Annotated in this window: 20 protein-coding genes; 9 read left to right on the forward strand and 11 right to left on the reverse strand. The window is 68.9% G+C overall.

Features of this window, described 5'->3' with window-relative positions; genetic code table 11:
- Positions 1-65: 65 nt before the first annotated feature.
- From pstB to H7F38_RS00305, 7 genes are all read right to left on the reverse strand, one after another.
- Positions 66-845 carry a phosphate ABC transporter ATP-binding protein PstB gene (pstB, locus tag H7F38_RS00275; RefSeq protein ID WP_187092357.1) on the reverse strand — a complete coding sequence of 260 codons (780 nt, stop codon included), beginning with the start codon at positions 843-845 and terminating at the stop codon, positions 66-68.
- Positions 846-885: 40 nt separating this feature from the next.
- A complete protein-coding gene (gene pstA / locus H7F38_RS00280) occupies positions 886-1,959 on the reverse strand; it encodes a phosphate ABC transporter permease PstA (protein WP_187092358.1) in 1,074 nt (357 codons plus the stop codon).
- Positions 1,956-3,125 (reverse strand): phosphate ABC transporter permease subunit PstC, encoded by a 1,170-nt coding sequence (gene pstC, locus H7F38_RS00285; protein ID WP_187092359.1) that lies wholly within the window; start codon positions 3,123-3,125, stop codon positions 1,956-1,958. The genes pstA and pstC overlap by 4 nt, the downstream gene beginning before the upstream one ends.
- A gap of 114 nt (positions 3,126-3,239) precedes the next feature.
- The gene (pstS, locus tag H7F38_RS00290; protein ID WP_255498187.1) at positions 3,240-4,535 is read right to left on the reverse strand and encodes a phosphate ABC transporter substrate-binding protein PstS; all 1,296 of its coding nucleotides are present in this window, start codon (positions 4,533-4,535) and stop codon (positions 3,240-3,242) included.
- Positions 4,536-4,771: 236 nt separating this feature from the next.
- Positions 4,772-5,656, reverse strand: coding sequence for a mycothiol synthase (mshD, locus tag H7F38_RS00295; protein WP_222618340.1), 885 nt, complete (start codon positions 5,654-5,656; stop codon positions 4,772-4,774).
- Between the two features lie 8 nt (positions 5,657-5,664).
- On the reverse strand, positions 5,665-6,354 hold the full coding sequence (locus H7F38_RS00300) for a response regulator transcription factor (protein WP_187092360.1): 690 nt from the start codon (positions 6,352-6,354) through the stop codon (positions 5,665-5,667).
- Positions 6,355-6,845: 491 nt separating this feature from the next.
- Positions 6,846-7,469 carry a malonic semialdehyde reductase gene (locus tag H7F38_RS00305; protein ID WP_187092361.1) on the reverse strand — a complete coding sequence of 208 codons (624 nt, stop codon included), beginning with the start codon at positions 7,467-7,469 and terminating at the stop codon, positions 6,846-6,848.
- Between the two features lie 77 nt (positions 7,470-7,546).
- Between H7F38_RS00305 and H7F38_RS00310 the strand changes: the two genes are divergently transcribed.
- The 6 genes from H7F38_RS00310 to H7F38_RS00335 all read left to right on the forward strand — a co-directional run bounded on the left by H7F38_RS00310 (position 7,547) and on the right by H7F38_RS00335 (position 12,094).
- Positions 7,547-7,897, forward strand: coding sequence for a helix-turn-helix domain-containing protein (locus H7F38_RS00310; RefSeq protein WP_187092362.1), 351 nt, complete (start codon positions 7,547-7,549; stop codon positions 7,895-7,897).
- A 9-nt stretch (positions 7,898-7,906) separates the two neighbouring features.
- Entirely contained in the window at positions 7,907-8,725 is an 819-nt protein-coding gene (locus tag H7F38_RS00315) for a S9 family peptidase (protein WP_187092363.1), read from the forward strand.
- 41 nt (positions 8,726-8,766) lie between these two features.
- Positions 8,767-9,474, forward strand: a complete 708-nt coding sequence (locus H7F38_RS00320) for a DUF2993 domain-containing protein (RefSeq protein ID WP_187092364.1) — start codon at positions 8,767-8,769, stop codon at positions 9,472-9,474.
- 387 nt (positions 9,475-9,861) lie between these two features.
- Positions 9,862-10,689, forward strand: coding sequence for a sulfurtransferase (locus H7F38_RS00325; protein ID WP_187092365.1), 828 nt, complete (start codon positions 9,862-9,864; stop codon positions 10,687-10,689).
- 43 nt (positions 10,690-10,732) lie between these two features.
- Positions 10,733-11,029 (forward strand): DUF1416 domain-containing protein, encoded by a 297-nt coding sequence (locus tag H7F38_RS00330; protein WP_187092366.1) that lies wholly within the window; start codon positions 10,733-10,735, stop codon positions 11,027-11,029.
- 399 nt (positions 11,030-11,428) lie between these two features.
- Entirely contained in the window at positions 11,429-12,094 is a 666-nt protein-coding gene (locus H7F38_RS00335) for an FABP family protein (RefSeq protein ID WP_255498188.1), read from the forward strand.
- A 59-nt stretch (positions 12,095-12,153) separates the two neighbouring features.
- On the opposite strand, the gene H7F38_RS00340 is transcribed toward H7F38_RS00335, so the two are convergent.
- From H7F38_RS00340 to H7F38_RS00350, 3 genes are all read right to left on the reverse strand, one after another.
- A complete protein-coding gene (locus H7F38_RS00340; protein ID WP_187092367.1) occupies positions 12,154-13,128 on the reverse strand; it encodes a hypothetical protein in 975 nt (324 codons plus the stop codon).
- A 62-nt stretch (positions 13,129-13,190) separates the two neighbouring features.
- A complete protein-coding gene (locus H7F38_RS00345) occupies positions 13,191-14,240 on the reverse strand; it encodes an N-acetylglucosamine kinase (RefSeq protein ID WP_187092368.1) in 1,050 nt (349 codons plus the stop codon).
- Positions 14,237-15,040, reverse strand: coding sequence for an IclR family transcriptional regulator (locus tag H7F38_RS00350; protein ID WP_187092369.1), 804 nt, complete (start codon positions 15,038-15,040; stop codon positions 14,237-14,239). Before H7F38_RS00350 ends, H7F38_RS00345 begins: the two co-directional genes overlap by 4 nt.
- 219 nt (positions 15,041-15,259) lie before the next feature.
- On the opposite strand from H7F38_RS00350, the gene H7F38_RS00355 reads away from it, so the two are divergent.
- Together H7F38_RS00355 and H7F38_RS00360 are read left to right on the forward strand one after the other, a co-directional pair.
- The gene (locus tag H7F38_RS00355) at positions 15,260-16,531 is read left to right on the forward strand and encodes an ROK family transcriptional regulator (protein ID WP_187092370.1); all 1,272 of its coding nucleotides are present in this window, start codon (positions 15,260-15,262) and stop codon (positions 16,529-16,531) included.
- Positions 16,528-17,802: a 6-phospho-beta-glucosidase gene (locus H7F38_RS00360; RefSeq protein ID WP_187092371.1), complete on the forward strand. Its 1,275-nt coding sequence runs from the start codon at positions 16,528-16,530 to the stop codon at positions 17,800-17,802. Before H7F38_RS00355 ends, H7F38_RS00360 begins: the two co-directional genes overlap by 4 nt.
- A 70-nt stretch (positions 17,803-17,872) precedes the next feature.
- Here H7F38_RS00360 and H7F38_RS00365 read toward each other — a convergent pair whose 3' ends face one another.
- A complete protein-coding gene (locus H7F38_RS00365; protein ID WP_187092372.1) occupies positions 17,873-19,057 on the reverse strand; it encodes an ROK family transcriptional regulator in 1,185 nt (394 codons plus the stop codon).
- 165 nt (positions 19,058-19,222) lie between these two features.
- Here H7F38_RS00365 and H7F38_RS00370 point away from each other — a divergent pair, with 165 nt between their 5' ends.
- Positions 19,223-20,179 carry an ROK family protein gene (locus tag H7F38_RS00370; protein ID WP_187092373.1) on the forward strand — a complete coding sequence of 319 codons (957 nt, stop codon included), beginning with the start codon at positions 19,223-19,225 and terminating at the stop codon, positions 20,177-20,179.
- The last annotated feature ends 8 nt before the right edge of the window (positions 20,180-20,187 follow it).

Genomic DNA, 20,187 nt, shown 5'->3' on the forward strand with positions numbered 1-20,187 from the left:
TCGACGGGGTTCCCGGGCCGAGCAACGCGGCAGAGGGCCCGCCTGGGATCCACCAGCGACAAAGATCAGCCGAAGCGACCGGAGATGTAGTCCTCGGTGGCCTTCTGGCCCGGATTGGAGAAGATCTTCGCGGTCTCGTCGTACTCGACGAGCTTGCCGGCCTGGCCGACGCCGGCCAGGTTGAAGAACGCGGTGCGGTCCGAGACCCGCGCCGCCTGCTGCATGTTGTGGGTGACGATGACGATCGTGTAGCTGGCCTTCAGCTCGCTGATCAGGTCCTCGATCGCCAGGGTCGAGATGGGATCCAGTGCCGAGCACGGCTCGTCCATCAGCAGGACCTGCGGCTCGACGGCGATGGCCCGCGCGATGCAGAGCCGCTGCTGCTGACCGCCGGACAACCCGGCACCGGGCCGGTTCAACCGCTGCTTGACCTCTTCCCAGAGGTTGGCGCCGCGCAGGGAACGCTCGACGATGTCGTCGAAGGCGTTCTTGGACTTGCGCGTCCCGGCGATCTTGTAGCCGGCGATGACGTTGTCGTAGATGGACATCGTCGGGAACGGGTTCGCCTTCTGGAACACCATCCCGACGGTCCGCCGGACATTCACCGGGTCGACGCCGGGCCCGTAGAGATCCTCCCCGTCCAATTGCACGGAACCGGTCACCCGGCCGCCGGGGATCACCTCGTGCATGCGGTTCAGCGTGCGCAGGAAGGTCGACTTCCCGCAGCCGGACGGCCCGATCAAGGCGGTGACGGTCAACGGCGCGATGTTGATCGAGGCGCCCTCCACCGCCAGGAAGTCGGTGTAGTAGACATTGAGATCTTCGACGTCGATGCGCTTGGCCATACCGGCCCTTTCGTGATTGATGATGCGGGAGACGTTGCGCTCAACGCGATTTCGGTCGTGCCAACCGGGCCAGCAGCCGCGCGGCCACGTTCAGGATGAGCACCAGCAGTACCAGGACCAGTGCGGCGCCCCAGGCTCGTGAATCACCGAAAACCCCGCCGGCGCCGGTGCGCTTGCCGAGTTGATCCCAGACCATCATCGGCAGGGCGGCCTGGTCGCCGGAGAACGGCGTTCCGTTGATCAGGTCTGCGTATCCGACCAGCAGGATCAGCGGCGCGGTCTCGCCCGCCACCCTGGCGATGGCCAGCAGCGCCGAGGTGATCAGACCCGAGAGAGCCGTCGGCAGCACGATCTTCACGATGGTGCGCCAGCGGGGCACGCCCAGCGCGTAGCTCGCTTCCCGTAGGTCACGGGGGACGAGCTTGAGCATCTCCTCGGAGGACCGGACCACCACGGGCAGCATCAGGATGCCGAGCGCGATGGAGCCGGCCGCGCCGAAGGGACGGGAGTCGGTGCCCAGCAACAGGAACGTGTAGACGAACAGGCCGGCCACGATGGAGGGAACGCCCGTCATCACGTCGACGAAGAACGTCACCAGCCTGGCGAACACGCCCTTGCCGTACTCGACCAGGTAGATCGCGGTGAAGAGTCCGACGGGCAGGGCGACCACCGCGGCCAGGCCGACCTGCTCCAGGGTCCCGAGCAACGCGGCGTAGACCCCGCCGCCCGGATCGGACGCGGTGACGCCGTTCATCGAATGCGTGAAGAAGGTGATGTTGAAGACCGGCAGGCCCTTGTAGACGATGTAGCTCAGGATCAGCACCAGCGGGACGACGGCCGCCACGAAGCTCGAGTAGATCAGCGTCGAGGCGAACCGGTCCTTGGCGCGGCGCTTGCCCTCCACCATGAAGGACCACCCCGACAGCAGGACGATGAACAGGAGGGCCGCGGTGAAGAAGGCGGTCAGCCACCCCGTCCAGCCCAGGGCTGCCTTCAGCGCCAGTGCCAGCAGGACCCCCGCCGCAGCGGCCACGTAGGGAGCGAAGTTCGGCAGCCTCGCGCCGACCAGCGCCGACGGTGTCGCCCGCGCCGCGGGCTTGGCGATGGTCGTCATGCCGTGAACTCCTTCTTGCGGGCAATCACCAGACGGGCGATCGAGTTCACGACCAGGGTGATGGCGAAGAGGAAAAGGCCGGCGGCGACCAGTGCCGGAATGCCCTGGTTGTTGGACGCGGCCTCACCGAACTTCAGTGCGATGGTCGATGCGAAGGTGTCACCGCCCGGTTCGGTGATGTGCGCATTGATGGTGAATCCGGAGTTCAGCACCAGGGCCACCGCGATGGTCTCGCCGAGTGCGCGGCCGAGACCGAGCATGGCGGCCGAGATCATCCCGGCACGGCCGAACGGCAACACCGCGGTACGGACCATCTCCCACTTGGTGGCGCCCAGAGCCCAGGCGGCATCCATGGCTTCGCCCGGCACCTGCAGGAAGACCTCGCGGGTGACGGCCGAGACGGTCGGGATGATCATGATGGCCAGCACGATGCCGGCGATCAGCAGGCTCTGCCCGAACTGGCTCGCCTGGGTGGCGGTCCGATTGTGCAGGAACGGCAGCCAGCCGAAGTACTCCGACAGCCAGCTCTGGAATCCGCGCGTGGACGGCACCAGGAAGTACAGCCCCCACATCCCGTAGACCAATGACGGGACCGCGGCCAACAGGTCGACGATCCCGCCCAGCACGGTGGCGATCCGCCGCTTGGCATAGTGCGCGATGAACAGCGCGATCCCGATCGCGATCGGCACACCGATGATGATGGCGATCACCGAGGAGACGACGGTCCCGAAGAACAGGGCGGCGATCCCGAAGGTGGGGATGTTGGTGGGGTCGTCGGAGGGGAAGTTCCAGGACTGGGTGGTGAAGATGTTGCCGTCGTTCGGGCCGGTGAAGGCCGGGACCGCCTTCCAGATCAGGAAGACCGCGATCGCCGCCATCACCACGAGCAGGAAGCCACCCGACCCGGCCGCGACGCCCTTGAAGATCTGGTCGCCGCGCCGTACGGACCGCCCGTTGATGCCAGGGCCGTGCGGAGAGGACGACACGTCGGGCCGCGGTGGGGCGTGGACCTGGGAGTTGGTCCTGGCCAGGCCGCTCAGCCGGCTCTTGGCCGCCTGACTGGCCGCCGTGGCAGCCTTCCGCTCGGCGAGCTCCTCGAGCGTTGCCGCGCCTTCGAGTGGTTCTGAGTCCTCGGTCACCGAACCGCCGCCTGGGTTGATCGACATGATGCCTCACTGCGGCGCAGCTGCCGCGAATACGTCATGGATGAATGGTGACCGATAGCAGCGAACCGGCCAAGCCCCGTGTTCTCACCAGGGGCCCGACCGGTTCGCACTGGATCAGGAAAGAGCCTTGACCGCGTCGACCACCTTCGACTGGATCGCGGCGGGCAGCGGGGCCGCGCCGAGGCCGACCAGCGCGGTCTGGCCATCGGTGGCGGTGTAGCCGAGGAAGGACTTCAGCAGGGCAGCCTTGCCCGCATTGCCCGCCGAGCAGACGATCTCGTACGTGACCAGGATGACCGGGTAGGCCCCGGCGGCCTTGGTGGCGTAGTCGATGGACAGCGACAGATCCTTGCCGGTGCCGACGAGCTTGGCCGAGGACACCGCGAGACCGGCACTGGCTGCGGTCAGGGCGACTGCGCCGCCGCCGTTGTCGATCTCGGCGTAGGTCAGCTTGTTGCTCTGGGCGAAGCCCCACTCGACGTAGCCGATGGAGCCCGTGGTCGAGCCGATGGCCTTGGCTACGCCGTCACTGCCCTGGGCGCCGGTGCCGCCCGGAGCGGTCCACGACTTGCCACCGGTGAAGGTCCAGCCGCCGGCCTTGGTGAGGTACTTGGTGAAGTTGTCCGTGGTGCCCGAGCTGTCGCTGCGGTGCACGGTGGCGATGGCCAGGCTGGGCAGCGTGACGCCCGGGTTGACCGCCGCGATGGCCGGGTCGTTCCAGTTGGTGATCTTGCCGCCGAAGATGCCGACGAGCACGGTCGGGGTCAGGATCAGCTTGCTGACGCCGGACAGGTTGTAGCTCAGCGAGATCGGGCCGGTGACCATCGGCAGGTCGATCGCGTCATTGGTGGCGCAGCGCTTGGACTTCGCGTCGGCGAACTGGGCCGTCTTGAGTGCGGAGTCCGAGCCGCCGAAGTCGGTCTGGTTGCTGATGAAGTCGGTGACACCCTTGCCGGAGCCGCCACCGCCGTAGGCGTTGATGGTCGCGCTGCACTTGGTGTTGTAGGCCTTGATCCACTGCGCGATGACGGTGCCCTGCGCGGTCGAGCCGGAGGACCGCAGGCTGCCGGTGGCGCAGGTGAAACCTGCCCCGGCGAAGTTCGCGGCGACCATGCCCGGTTCGGAGGTCATGGCCGAGGTGGAGGCGCCGGAGGTCATCGCCCCGCCGGAGGTCATCGGGCCGCCCGACGTCATGGGCGAACCCGACGTCATGGCCGAGGCGGACGTCATCGGTGCGCTGGAGGCCATCGAGCCACTGGAAGCGGGTGCGGAAGCGGCGCTGGAGGCCGCCGCACTCGCCGAGCTGCTGCTCGCGGCGGCGGTCGTGTTGTTGTTGCTGCCACAGGCAGCCATGGTCAGTGCTCCGGCCACCACCAGGGCCAGCAAACCGGTCTTACGCGTGATATTCACGCCATTTCCTCCACAGGTTGTCGAATGCTCGGCCATCTCCCGACCGGGGATCCATCTTCTGGACCCAGCCGGACGCGGTACACCGCTCAGGCGGTGCATCCCGGACGTTATGGGCATCGGGTGGACGCCTGGGCCACCTGAGGTGAACGGCTGATGAACGACGGGCAAGCGACGAGTGCAACTCTGCCCACCAGGGGCCGGACGGTGACACTGCGCTGGAGTACCCCGACGCAGCGTCAGACCCTGCGGCGATACACGACGTCCGTCGAGAAGGTCTCGAACCCGAGACGACGATAGAGCTTGAGGGCCTTCACATTGTCGCCCTCGACGTACAGCAGGACGGTCGCGCTGCGGTCGGCCAGGTAGGCCAGGCCGGCCGCGGTCAGCGGGGCGCCGAGCCCCCGTGGCGGCGCGCCGTTCAACGACCCGGCCGGGTCGACCCCGAGGACGTAGACCTCGCCCAGCGGCTCCGGCCCGTCGAGGTGGACCTTGGTCCAGTGGAAGCCGAGCACCGTGTCGTCGGCGTCGACGGCGAGGAAGAAGCCCGCCGGGTCGAACCAGTCCTGGGACATCTCGACGCGCAGACCCGCCAGGTCGAGGCGGCCCTGCTCCGGGTGCCAGTCGAAGGCGCGGGCGTTGACCCCGAGGAACTGCTCCTCGTCACGGCCGGGCTCGAAGGTACGCAGCCGCACGCCGTCGGGAAGTTGCGCGGCGGCCACCTGCTGCGCCGCCCAGTCGGCCGTCAGCGCGCGTCGCATCTGGAGCAGTTCCCGGGTGCGGACCAGGCCCCGCTTCGCCGCCAGCCTGCGGGCCGAGAGCAGATCCCCGTGGGCCCAGACCGCTCCGCTGCGGTCCAGGGCGGTGTGCAGCAACTCGGTGCCCAGACCCTCGTGACGATGCAGGGGCGTGACGACGAGTTCGACCGGATCGTCCTGGTGGGAGACGGCGATGCCGATCAGCTCCGACCCGAGCGAGGCCAGGATGTATTCGTCGTGGCCCGTCCCCAGTGCCTCGAGGATGTGCCCGGACAACGGCGCCACCCCGTCTGCGGCGAGCGCGCGCGCGTTGAGGTCCAGCACCGCGGCGACACCCCGCTCGTCCAGCCGGCCGATCCAGCTCACCGGACGGGTCAGCCGCTCGAACCGTCGCGCCCGGCCGACCGGGACGGCGGCACCATCTTGTAGCCGACGTTGCGCACGGTCCCGATCAGGGCTTCGTGCTCCGGCCCGAGCTTGGCCCGCAGACGACGGACGTGGACGTCCACCGTCCTGGTCCCGCCGAAGAAGTCGTAGCCCCAGACCTCGGTGACCAGTTGCTCGCGGGTGAACACCCGGCCGGGATGCTGCGCCAGGAACTTCAGCAGCTCGAACTCCTTGTAGGTGAGTTCCAGCGGCCGTCCCCGCAGACGGGCCGTGTAGGTGTCCTCTTCGATGGTCAGTTCGCCCAGGCTGATCATCCCGGAGTTGGCGGAGCTGTTGGTCCGTGATTCCAGCAGCCGCAACCGGGCGTGCACCTCGGCGGGTCCCGCACTGGCCAGCACGACGTCGGCGACCCCCCATTCGGGGCCGATCGCCACCATGCCACCCTCGGTGACGATGGCCAGGATGGAGACCGCCAGACCGTCTGATCCCAGCAGTCGGCACAGCGTCCTGGCCGCGGCGAGATCATGTCTGGCGTCCAGCAGGACCAGGTCATAGGGGCCGGACGTGACCAGGGAGGCGGCCTCGGGGGCCGCGGCACGAACCTTGATCGGGAGCAGATCCACCGCTGGGAGCACCGTCGTCGGTAGGGGATCAGCGGTGAGCAACAGCAGATCCATAGATCGCTTCCTCGCCTTCAGCCGGCACCGGTGTACAGATCACCAATGCCAGTGATCCTAACGTCCGGACATGGGCCTTCCCACCATGGCCGGTAACCCCACCGAAATGCCGGCGCCCCCGGCGCCACCGGGCCGACTCACCGACGACTCGCACCGGCCCACCACCGTCACCCGGCCGACCCGCGACGGACATGTCCGCTGCGCCGAGCCCGGGTCGCCCGACGGGGCCGGCTGGTTCAGACGGTCTCTATATCAACAACAATTGGATCTTGTGACGTCCGGGGCGCGACCCGGGCGGGACGGACACCCGCCGCCCGGGTCGAGACGATCGGTGACGGGACCGACCGGCTGTCGATCACCGGGGTGAGGTACGGGTCACATCGGACACCGATGCCCGTCATCCGATCGCAGAGCGTGACCCGCGGAGCGCGGAAGCGGGCGCCCCGACCGTCCGGCAAGTCGAGGTCGCCGGACGGTCGGCATCGGAGGGGTCAGGCCCAGGCGATGACGTCGGACTCGTCCAGACGCGGCATCCGCGGACGGAAGGCGTCGTCACCGGGGTGGCCGATGTTGACGACCAGGATCGAGCGCCACCGGCCGTCCGGGAAGAATTCGGCGTCGACGCCGGCGGGGTCGAAGCCCTTCATTGGGCCGGCAGCCAGGCCGAGGGCCCGCACCGCGAGCACGAAGTAGCCGGCCTGCAGCGCCGAGTTGAACTCGGCCATCCCGGTGCGCATGGCGTCGTCGGTCTCCAGGGTGCCGACCATGTCCGCCATGAACGGCATCACGGTGGGGATGTGCTCGTGGAAGCGGGAGTCGAGCGCGAGGACGGCGATGGCCGGGCTGGCGGCGGTCTTCTCCTTGTTCCCTTCGCTCATGTGCTCGACCAGGCGGGCCCTGGCGTCACCGCGGACGAACAGCACCCGCAGGGGCTGGAAGTTGGCGGCGGTCGGCGCCCACTTGGCCAACTCCCAGATCTCGGTCAGCTCCGCGTCGGTCACCGGGACCGGGGCGAACGTGTTGGCGGTGCGGGCGTCGGTGAACAGGGCCGACCGGCCGGCGGAATCCAGACCGCCCAGGTGGACACGCGTCGGGTTGGCGACTACTTGCGTCATAGTGACTTCCATTCTGATGGCTACTAGTAAAAACAAAGCTACACCAGAGAACCTAGCACCGGACTATGATGGGGACCATGACGAGCCCGGGTGATCCCTGCCACGAACCACGGGCTTGTGACGGCGCCCTGGCCCGCGCCTTCGGATTTCTCGGAAAACGTTGGAACGGCGTCATTCTCGGGACGCTCACGTCCGGGCCGGCGGGCTTCTCGGAGCTGCGCAGGGCGGTCAACGGGATCAGCGATTCGGTGTTGTCCGAACGGTTGACCGAACTGGCGAAGGCCGGCGTCGTCCAGCGCTCCGTCCACGAGGGGCCGCCGGTCGCGGTCGTCTACCAGCTCACCCCCGCCGGCCACGGGTTGCTGCCTGCCATGAACGAACTGACCACCTGGGCCCGGGACAACCTGCCGGCCGTCGCCGAACTGTAGGTTCGCCCCATGTTCGCCCGCCGGGACACCCCCACGCCCGCCGCCCGCCCCCTGACGGTGCTGACGTCCGACGGCGTCGAACTTCAAGGGCTGCACCTGCCCGGCGCGGTCGGTGCCCCCGTCTTCGTCATCGGCCACGGCTTCACCAACTCGATCGCGAAGGCGTCCACCCGCGCCGTCATCGATCACTTCGCCGACTTCGGAGCCTTTGTCGCCCTAGACTTCCGGGGCCACGGCCGGTCGGGCGGGTCGGGTTCGGTTGGACGCGACGAGGTGCTCGACCTCGACGCCGCGGTGGCCTTCGCCTCCTCCCAGGGCTACGGCGCGATCCACAGCGTCGGCTTCAGCATGGGCGCCTCCATCGCCCTGCGCCACGCCGCCCTCGGCGCCCGGAGCGTCGACACGGTGGTCGCCGTGTCCAGCCCCTCGCGCTGGTACATCCGCGAGACGTCACCGATGCGCAGGGTGCACTGGCTGCTCGAGAATCCCCTCGGCCCCGCCGTCGGGCGCATGCTCGGCGTTCGACTGGGCGTGCCGTGGCCGGTGATCCCGCAGACGCCGCTGGAGGTGATCGACCGGATCACCCCGACACCGTTGCTGCTGGTCCACGGGACGGACGACCACTACTTCTCGCCCGCCCACGCGCTCGCCCTCCAGGCCGCCAGCCGAGGCCACGCGGAGCTCTGGATCGAGCCGGGAATGGGGCACGCGGAGTCTGCCAGCACCCCGGAGCTGATCGGCCGAATCGCGCAGTGGTCGATCGGGCCGCGGCCGGATCGCGCAGCGGTCGGAAACTCTCAGCGCCCCGTCAGCTCCCACTCGGGCTGAAGCGGCTCCGCGCGTCGACCGCGCAGGGGACAATCGGCAGCGTGCGGAAACTGCTGATCTTCCTCGTCGTGCTGATCCTGTTGGTGGTCGGCGTCGACATCGGAGGTCGGGCGTTCGCCGAGTCCAAGGCCGGCGAGGCGATCGCCACCCAGACCGGCACCGTCGCACCGTCGGTGCACATCCACGGCTTCTCGTTCCTCGCCCAGGCACTGCCCGGCCACTACCAGAACATCACCCTGACCTCGCAGGACGTCGCCGCCGGACCCATCACCGGCATCGCCGCCACGATCGAGCTCTACGACGTCGACCTCCCGCTGGGCGACGCCCTCAACGGCACCGCCAGCAACCTGCGGGCTGCGCAGGTGAGGCTTCACGGCGAGATCCCGACCAGTCGGATCTCGGCAGCCATGACGCAGACGGGCGTCACGATCACTGCCGGACCGGGCGGCGCGATCCGGGTCGGCGCCACCGTGTCCGTTGCCGGGCAGCAGATCCCGGTGACGGCCGACCTGGTGGCCTCCTTCAGCTCGGGTGCCCTTCACCTGGATGCCAAAGGCCTCACCGCCGCGGGGATCTCGCTGCCGAGCATCGCGGGCCTGAACATCGCGGACCTGGCCAGGAACCTGTCGCTGGCGCTCCCCCTGCGGGATCTGCCGTTCACCGTCCAGGCCGCGACCCTCACCGCCTCGGGAACCAACCTCGTGCTCACCGCGATCGCCAACGACGTACGGATCGCCGCGAAGACCTGAGCTACGCCGCAACCTGCGAGAAGGCTGCCGCCGCCGGCTGCCTTTCCGGATTCGGCAGCGGCACGCCCGGGGGACGCCCGGCTGCTAACGTGGTGTCCATGGGCCCCCTGCTGACTTCCCGGCGAGCGGTCGACCTGGTTCGGGTCGGCAGCGCGCTGTGTTGCGTCACCGGGTGCCTCGACTGCGTGCGGTAGTCACTCCCCCGCACCGAGCAACCGGACGACGACGCATAGGCGTTTCGTCGGCCCCTGCACCAATCCGCCTTCCGCCCGAGCAGGTCGCTTCCTGTCGCGGGCGCACCTGCACCAGATACCCAACGGCGGGCTCCGTCCGCCTGGTCTTCGACACCGCCACGCAGTGGCTTCCCACAGGAACAAGGAGCATCAGATGAGCCGCGAGGAGTCTCTCGTCACCACCGAATGGGCAGAGCAGAACCTGTCCACCCCCGGCCTCGTCTTCGTCGAGGTCGACGAGGACACCACCGCCTACGACGGCGGTCACCTGGCCGGCGCCGTCAAGCTGAACTGGAAGACCGACCTGCAGGATCCGGTCCGTCGCGACTTCGTCGACCGGGCCGGCTTCGAGAAGCTCCTGTCCGGCAAGGGCATCAGCAATGGCGACACCGTCGTCCTCTACGGCGGCAACAACAACTGGTTCGCCGCGTACGCCTACTGGTACTTCAAGCTCTACGGCCATGACGCCGTCAAGCTCGTCGACGGCGGCCGCAAGAAGTGGGAACTCGACGGTCGCCCGCTGACCACCGATCTCCCCGACCGGGTCGAGACCGTTTACGTGGCAAAGGATCAGGATCTGTCGATCCGCGCCTTCCGCGACGAGGCGGTGGCCGCCATCGGCACCCAGAACCTCGTCGACGTCCGCTCGCCGGATGAGTTCTCCGGCAAGCTGCTGGCCCCGGCGCACCTGCCCCAGGAGCAGTCCCAGCGGGCCGGTCACATCCCGACCGCCGTCAACGTGCCGTGGTCCAAGGCCGCGAACGAGGACGGCACCTTCCGCAGCGATGCCGAATTGGCGTCGCTGTACAGCGGTGTCGACGACAGCAAGGACACCATCGCCTACTGCCGCATCGGCGAGCGTTCGAGCCACACCTGGTTCGTGCTGGCCGAACTGCTGGGCAAGAAGAACGTCAAGAACTACGACGGCTCCTGGACCGAGTACGGCTCGCTGATCGGCGTGCCGGTCGCCATCGGTTCCTGACTCCTGCCCCCAGATCCATTCCCCAGCGCAAGGACTGAAGAACATGTGCGGATCCCCCGCCCAGACCGTGGAGATGCCCCCTGGCACCGACATCACCCACGCCTCGATCATCCAGGGCACCGTCTTCGCCGACAACGGTCCGGTGGCCGGCGCCTTCGTGCGGTTGCTGGACGGCACCGGCGAGTTCACCGCCGAGGTCGTCAGCTCGCCGGAGGGCTACTACCGGTTCTTCGCCGCCCCCGGTGACTGGACCGTGCGCGCGCTGTCCCGCTCCGGCAACGGTACCGAGACGGTGACCTCCGAGATCGGCATCCACCAGGTCGACGTCCAGGTCGCCTGACGGTCCCCACTCCCGGCCCCGTTCCCTCCAGCCAGTCTTGCGGGAGGGAACGGGGCCGTTCGGCTCTTCCGCCGGTCGCGCAGGCCCGGCCCGGTCGGGCAGGTCCGGCCCGGTCGCGCAGGTCCGGCCCGGTCGCGCTGATCAACATCGACGGCGCTCATGAAGGTGGCGATCTTGTGACGCGTGGGGCTGGAATCGACTCGATCATGAGCGCGGACCGGCACGTGTGATCCACGTCCGGCTCTGGCGTAGACCCTCTGCCTCGACCCTCTGGGAGGGTTCGCGACGATAGGGTGGCGTCGTGCTGGAAATCTTCTACACCTCGCTGCTCGTCGTCGTCGGCCTGGTCATCACCTGGTTCGCGTTCTTCGTCGTCTTCCGACTGCTGCACGAGGATCGGTGAGCGGGCCGGCTGCGGACGAGCCGGGCCTGCCGGATCCGGTGGTCGTTCGGGGTAGCGGGGATGCCGCCGTCCAGGCGGCCGAGGCGCGCGCGGCCGTCACCCGCGGGCTGAACATCGACACCGTGGCCGCGCTGCCCATCCCTGCGGACACCGCGAACGTGCGGCTGGGTCCGGAGATCGACCATGCCTGCCTGTCGCTGCTGCCTCTGGTCGGAGTCTGGCGCGGGACCGGCGTGTACGGCAACGATCCCGGCCTGCAGACACCGCAGTTCGGCCAGCAGATCACGATCTCGCACGACGGACGACCGTTCCTACGATTCGAATCGGTGACCTGGCATCTGGATTCCGAGGGGGCCGTCGGTGCTCCCGCGGCGCGCGAGGTCGGATTCTGGCGGCCGCAGCCGGACGGCTCGATCGAGTTGCTGGTGGCTCACGCGGAGGGCCGGATCGAGGTCTTCTACGGTCAGCCCCGCTCGCTGACGACCTGGGCGATGTCCACCGATGCCACGTGGCGCACCCCGACCGCACCGCCGGTCGTCGGCACCACCCGGCTCTACGGCATCACGCCCGACGGCCGCCTGGCCTACGTCGAGGAACGCGCGCACTCCGACATCGAGCTCGCGCCCCACGCCTCCGCTGCGCTGGAACGCCTGGCGGGTTGACGCGCGGCCACGCTTGCGGTTGACGTCGCGGACGTCCTGCAGAGTGACGCCAATAGGCGTCACTGTGCAGGACGCAACGGGGTTCCCGACCAACCGGCCGACACCAGAACGCGGCGCAGCTGGTCCATGAACTCCTCGCCCCGCACGCGCAACCCGATCACCGGGACCCGCAGCACCCGATCGGCTCCGATCGTCACCTCGTTCTGCCGGAGCGCATCGGCAATCCAGTTGTCCGGCTCGAGGTGATGAATCCCGTCGATCTCGACGACGACCCGATACCGATCGAACCGGCAATCCAGGTACGCCCGCCCGCCCGGGACGACCCGGACCGCCTGACGGTCGGGGGTGGGCAGTCCCGCCCGACGGCACATCCGGGCGAAGTCCAACTCCCCCAGTGATTCCGCGCCGATCAGCACATCCCGCGTGACGGAACGGATCAGACTGCGACGCCGATCCCGCCGCACCGATTCGACCGCATCCCACAGCGGTCCCGGTGTCGTCAGGCGCTGCTGCACGCACATCGCGATGACGAGCGCCGCCTGCCGGTCTGATCGAGCCCAGAGGGCGCCCCGCACCGCGGCGATCTCGGCCAGCACCCTCGGAGGGCCGCCGGTGGCCAGATCGCCCGGATGACGACGCCGCGTCTCGTGGACGACGACCCCCGGCGACCTCCGGTAACGGGTGCCCTTGGACACGGACACGTGCACGACGTCCTCGAAGTGGCGCAGACCCGCCGCCACCAGGGCCGTCACACCGTCCAGGGCAGCATCGGCACCGACTTCCAGAACGGCTCGCCACCACAGACCGAGCTCCGACCGGTCACCGATTCCGATCGTCTGACGACCGAGTCGTTGCCAGCGGCCCGACCTGAGCTCGGCCGTCACCTCCGCGCGGGTCAGACCGGCCCGATAGAGCTGGCGCCGCGAAATCGATCCACCCTGCAGCCGGGCGATCCGCGCGGCGAACAGTCTGCGGCGGACCCGGAAGAGCGAGCTTGCCTCCCGAGTCCACGGCAGCAGCACCGGGGTTCCCATTCGATGATGATCGCCAATCCGGCGATTTCAGGTCGGCGCTGTCCACAATCCCCGCGCTCGCCTCACTGACGTCCTGCAAAGTGATGGCTATCGCCATCGCTTTGCAGGACGTCAGCGGGTTTGCGTGCCTCGCCGAACGCGACGCGAATGCGCTGCTCCGTCTCCTCGTCCACCGGCGCGCCATCGGCCAGATGCTCGAGGCCCAGGAGCACCGACCCGACGATCGGCGTGATCCGGGGAATCGTCACCCTGGTGTGCGGCGCCGATCGGCCCAACGCCGCAAGGATCGGATCCAGCAGCACCGGTTCCTGCGCGGCCAGCACACCACCCCCGAGCACCACCTCGGTTTCGGTATCGAGCAGGCCGAGTCGGGTGAGAGCGGCCATCACGAAGGCGATCACCTCGTCGGCCTGTCGCCGCACCACCGACAACGCGACCTCGTCACCGGCGGACGCCACCGCGAACAGGACCGGGACCAGTTCGTGCAGTCGGTGCCCGTCGATCTCACCCAGGTGCAGAGCCTCGGCAACGGCAGCGGTGCTCGGATACCCGAAGTGTGCGGGCAACGCTGTCGACAGCTCCGTCCGTGCTCCCCGCCCGTCCTCGTCACGCATGGCGAAGAACATCGCCTGCGTTCCCAGCGTTCCGCCGCCACCCCAGTCACCGGTGAAGGTGCCCAACGCGAGGAACCTGACCACTGACCCGTCCGGCGCGACGCCGACGCAGTTCATCCCGGCGCCGCAGACCACCGTCACCGCCGCCCGAGCGCGAGTTCCACTGCGCAGCAACGCGAACACGTCGTTCGTGACCTCGACGCGCTCGGCCAACTGCTGGCCGGTGAACCACGTGGCGAACTCCTCGTCCTCGCGAGGGAGGTCGGAGTTGGCCAGGCAGGCGGAGAGGAGCGTCGCCCGCTGCAGGCCGGCCTCGACCAGGACCGACCTGGCCAGCTCGCCGAGTCCGGCCAGCGCCTCGTCCTTGCCCAGGTGTGGACGAAATCCGCGACCGCGGCCCCTGGCCAGCACCTCGCCGGCCGAGGTGACGACGGCGGCATCGGTCTTGCTGTTCCCGCCGTCCAGAGCCAGCACGGTCCGGCCCGTATCGAATGTCATCGAGTGGTCCCCTTCTGGAAGGCGGATCCGACCCGCGGCGCACCGAGTCGTCCGGAAAGCGAATCTGCGCAGGTACGGACGGCGTCCCCGATGGACTCCAGGCTGCTCCGCGGGTCGTCCGCGCCGGCCGGATGAAGGCACATCACCGACTGAAGGGAGGACTCGACAGCGGCCACGACACGGGATCGGTGATCCACCACCGGCGCGGCCACCGAGCCGTCGCCCGTGTCCCCGTCGCTGATCTCGGCCCACCAGCCTCGCTCCCGCAGCGACGCCGCGATGCGAATGTCCCGGTCTGCGACTTCCTCTACCGGGGTACCGACGGCGAGTAGCACCGCTGCTCCTGCCCTCTGACGGTGGGAATCGTCGCCGCTGCCGGGGACCACCAGGGTCGCCGACCGGCCTGACCGCCTGGCCAGCTCGCGGAGCAGGTCACCGGCCAGCACGTCCAGGTCCACCCGTTCGACGAAGGCCGCACCGAGCCGAACGGCCGCCGGACCGAGTCGATACCGCCCCGAGTCCCGATCCTGGTGGATCAGTTCCTCGTCCCGGAGCGGACCGATCAGCCGGAGCACTGTCGACTTGGACATCTCCAGCGAGACCGCCAGCGAGGTCAGACTGATCCCGCAGGGCCGCCCTCGGTAGCCCGACACCGCATCGAGGACGCGAAGTGCTCTCCGTAGCGAGGTGGAGTTGTTGCGCTGCGGCATTTCTGGGCCCGAGGTAGTCGGCCCGAAACGCGGCCCCATCGGTTCCGCCGACTCCCGGGGACAGGGGACAGAGTGGACAGACGTGGTCACGCGCGCTCCTTCTCGTCGGGTTGAGACCCGGTACCGGGTTCCGGCTCGCTACCGGGCCCCGACTTGTCGCCGGACGCCCGGCCGATCTCCCGCTCGGGCCCTCCGCCGATGCGCTGCTGCACTGCAGCACATCCGACGCGGGACGTTGCCAGGGTGACCGTCGCTGAAATAGAAAGGAAACTTACCTGTTAGATGGTAGACCATCGACGAGGAGGTGTCATGATTCAGTTCCCGGCCGGCGACCAGGGCCTGCTGCGCTCGATCAACGAGCGTGCGGTGCTCGAGCAGATCGACCGCGGCGGCAGCGCCACCCGCGCCGACATCGCTTCCCACACCGGCCTTTCCAAGCCCACCGTCGGGGTCGCGCTGGCTACCCTGACCCGACGCGGCTGGATCCAGGAGACCGGCGCCGTGACCGGTCGCAAGGGGCCGGTGGCTGCGCTCTACAGCGTGCGACCCGAAGCCGCCTTCGCCGTCGGCGTCGACATCGGTCACGACTGGATCAAGGTCGACGTCGCCGACATCACCGGCCTCGTGCGGGCCCATCGCCGCACCGCCCTGGACCGGAAAGTCGGCCACGTGGCCGAGCAGGTCGTCGGCCTGATCGGCGAGACGGCACGGGACATCGGGATCTCCGAACACGACATCGCCGAGACCGTGGTGGCCGTCCCCGGATCGGTCGCCAGGGACGGCCGCTCGCTCGCGTACTCCGACGGGATCCCCGACGAGGGAGGCACTCTCGGTCACACCCTGGCCGCAGCGATGCCGAACTCGCTGACCTTGGAGAACGACGTCAACCTCGCCGCGCTGGCCGAGCGGTCCGGTGGCCTGACCGACGACGTGGACGATTTCGTCCTGCTCGCGCTCGGTCACGGTGTCGGTCTCGGCATCGTCATCGGCGGAGCACTCCATCGGGGATTCGGGGGCGCGGCGGGCGAGGTGGGATACCTGCCCACCACCCGCCCGAGCCCACACGGCAGCGCCCATCCTGCACTGGACGAACACATCGGATCCGCCTACATCCACGCGCGCGCGGTGGAGGCCGGCCTCGCCGGGGATCTCAGTCCCCGCGCCGTTTTCGCAGCGGCCAGGGCCGGATCCGCGGCCGCCCTGCAGATCGTCCGGGACACCGCCGACTCCATCGCCTACACGATCGCCTGTCTGACACCCATCCTGGACCCACCGTTGGTCATCCTCGGCGGTGCGATCGGCTCGAACCGGGACCTCCTGCAGGACCGGGTCATCGCGCATCTGGCCGAGCTCACGCCTCTCCGTCCGCGGATCGAGACCTCCCTGCTGGGGGCCGATGCCGTGCTGATCGGCGCCACCGCCATGGCCGTCGAGCGGGCCAGGGCCGCCGCCTTCGACCGACCACACGGTTCCGACCGGCTGCGACGGGGACCACGAGAAGGACACCGGGTCGACAACCATCGGCGCCTGCCCACCCTGACGGGCACCGCCACGAAATCCTCAGAAGGAGAAAGACCTTGAAGATCACCGTGATCGGCGGAGGTAGTACCTATACCCCTGAACTGGTCGAAGGTTTCGCCCGTCGGGCGGACGTGCTGGGCCTGACGGAGTTGGTGCTCTACGACGTCGACAGCACCAGGCTGGGGATCGTCGGGGGCCTCGCCGGTCGAATTCTGGCGCGGACCGGATTCAGCGGCAAGCTCCTCCTGTCCACGGATCTCGATACCGCCGTCACGGGCGCCGCCGCCGTCCTGATCCAACTGCGGATCGGCGGGCAGGCCGCGAGGCTGACCGACGAGACCATTCCCAACAAGTACGGCATCATCGGGCAGGAGACGACCGGCCCCGGGGGGTTCGCCAAGGCCCTGCGGACGGTGCCGGTGGTTCTGGGCATCGCCGATCGCATCCGCGAACTGGCCGGGCCGGACACCTGGATCCTGGACTTCACCAATCCGGTGGGCATCGTCACGCGCGCCCTGCAACATGCCGGTCATCGCGCGGTGGGTCTGTGCAACGTCGCCATCGGATTCCAGCGTCGCCTGGCGAAGGGCTTCGGGGTGGAGCCGGACCGGGTAAGGCTGGGACATGCAGGCCTTAACCATCTTTCGTGGATCCGGTCGGTGCAGGTGGACGGCGAGGAACGGCTACCGGCGATGCTGGAGGGCGATTCGCTCGCCGACCTGGCGGCCGAGGTCAGGATGCCGGCCCCACTGCTCGCGACCCTCCGCTCGATTCCCTCGTACTACCTGCACTACTTCTACTGCACCGACGAGGAATTCCGGAGCCAGCAGCGAACCGGCGGGCACCGCGCCGGAGAGGTCCAGGCCATCGAGAACCAACTGCTGGAGATGTATCGCGACCCGGCGCTGGACCACAAGCCGGCACTGCTGGAACAGCGGGGCGGCGCCTACTACAGCGAAGCTGCGGCGGCCCTGGTCACCAGCCTGCTCACCGGTGACGGCGCCCACCACTACGTAGACGTCCGCAACGACGGGGTCATCTCCGGTCTGCCGGATGACGCCGTGGTCGAGGTCCCTGCCTTCGTCGACCGGGACGGTGTCCACCCGGTGCAGGTGCCCGACCTACCGCCGGAGATGCTGGGCCTGGTCCAGTCGGTGACGGCCTACGAGATCCTGGCCGTCGAGGCCGCGGTCACCGGGGATCGGAACGTGGCCCGGCGAGCGCTGCTGACGCACCCGCTGGTGCGCCAGTGGGAGATCGCCGAGCCCCTGTTGGAGGAGCTGCTGACCGTCAACCGGGGATTTCTGCCGGCCTTCTTCCCACATGACTGAGCGGTCCTGTTGCACTGGTCGTTCCTGTTGCGGTGCAGAGGGTTCCGCTCCCGGATCCGGCGTCGCCGGTTCAGGTCGGATCGGACAGGCCCTTGTTGACGACCTGCCAGACCCGGTCCGTCCCGGCGGCCAGGCAGCCGTCGACGACCGCGTCGTCACCCAGGGCGCTGGCCTTGAGTTCCGGCTGGACGGGCGCGATCCGGGCGAGCTGGGACCGCACGACGTCGACGAACCCGGCGGCCCGACCCACGCCGCCACCCAGCACGATCAATCCGGGATCGACCACGGTGACCACCGCGCAGATCGCTTTGGCCACCAGGACGGCCTCCTCGGCGACCACCTGCGCGGCCCGCGGGTCACCCTTCGCCGCAGCGTCGAACACCCGGCGCGCAGAGATCGGGCCGCCCATGCCCGCCCGGCGCGCAGACCGGACGATACCGGCCGCCGAGGCCGCCGCCTCGAGACTGCCGCGCTTTCTCGCGTCACGCGCATCGGAACTGCGCTCGTGCTCCAGCGGCAGATAGCCGATCTCCCCGGCGGCCCCATGGTTCCCGCGGTGCAACTTCCCGTCGAGCACCAGCCCCATCCCGATACCGGTGCCGACCGAGACGAAGCCGAAGCTGTCCACCCCTCGGCCGTGCCCGTGTTCCTGCTCGGCAAGGGCGGCCGCGTCCACGTCGTTGAAGAACATCAGCGACGGGCCGAACACGTGGCGGAGCTCGTTCATCACCGGCGCGTCCCAACCGGTCAACGTCCCGGCCAGCGCGAGCACATCCCGGCGCTGATCGTGCACTCCGGGACTCCCGATCACCGTCTGGCTGATCTGCCGGGTATCCAGACCCGCGGTGGCACGGAGGCTTTCCGACAGGGCGATCAGTTCACCGACCAGTGCGTGTGCACCCTTGACGCGGACACGGACCGAGGTCCGGGCGCGCACCGCGCCGGAGAAATCACTGACCGCGCCCCGCAGATATTGACGACCGACGTCCAGCGCCATCACGAAGCCCGCTTCGGGCAGCAATTCGTACAGGACGGCCGCCGGCCCGGGCAGACCCGTCCGCACCCCCGACGGGCGGATCAATTTCGCCCGCTCGAGATTGGACAGCGCCAGCGACACCGTCGGTTTGGACAGACGACACATCCGGGCCAGATCCGCGCGCGACACGGTGACCTGATCGTGGATCTGACCGAGCAGCAGGATCTCGTTCATGGCGCGGATGGATTGCGGCCGCGCCGGCAGCTGACCCGGCGTCATCCCTCTCACGTTGCGGCCTCCTCGTCGAGATCGTCTGCGGACGGGACGGACGATTTCCCCGTCGCGCCCCCTTTGGCCCTTGTCAGCCGCTGGTTGGTAGGTTACTTTCCTAACAATCTCACGTACAGACCGCTGAACGATAGCCCGCAGGGAGGATCGCCGCGCATGCAGGTGGTACTGGGTCTCGACTTCGGTGGAACCAAGATCGCTGTGGCGCTCTGCGATCTCGACGGTCGGCGGCTGGCCGGGACCGTGGTCCCGACCACTCCTTCGGCCGGGGCACGGATCAATCTGCAGTACGGCGTCGACGCCGCCCACGTCCTCCTGGAAAAGCTGGACGGCGCCGAGCTGCTCGCCGTCGGTGCGAGTACCTTCGGCATTCCCGGTGACGACGGGGTGCAGCTGGCCCCGGCCATTCCGGGGTGGGAGAACCTCCGCCTGGCGAGGGAACTCGGCCTGGCCTTCGTCGGGGCGGCGATCAGGGTGGTCACCGACGTCAAGGCCGCCGCGCACGCCGAATACGAGGACGGCGCGCTTGCCGGGTGCGACCCCGGCCTCTTCCTGAACCTCGGCACCGGTCTCGCCGTTGCGATCGTGGCGAACGGCAGGGTGATGGCCGGACACCACGGCGCCTCCGGCGAGATCGGTTACAACCTGCGGAGCCCGGCGGACGTCGACCGCCCGATCGGGACTCGCGACCTGCTCGAGGAGACCGTCAGCGGAATGGGTCTCGCCCGCTCGGCATCCGCCAGACCGGCCGCGGTCGGCCCCGGGCGGCAGATCACGGCCGAGCAGGTCTTCACCTCCGCGTCGGTCGACCTCGGATCCGCGCACCTGATCGACGAATTCACCAGCGAACTGGCCTTCCACCTCGTCAACCTGACCATCGCCGTCGACCCGGCTCGCATCGTGGTCGGCGGGGGCATGACGGCATCCTGGGACCAGCTGTACGAGCGCCTGCGCCGCGCCCTCGACGCCGGTGTCCCCTATCCGCCCGAGCTGGTGCTCGCACGCTATCCGTTCGACGCACCGTTGCGTGGAGCGCTCTTGCTGGCGCGGGCCGCCGCAGGAAGCCGGGCCGAGCCGGCCGGCGCTCAGGCCGGCCCCACCTTCGGAACCTGAAGCCTCAG

The organism is Nakamurella sp. PAMC28650, from assembly GCF_014303395.1.
Lineage (GTDB): Bacteria > Actinomycetota > Actinomycetes > Mycobacteriales > Nakamurellaceae > Nakamurella.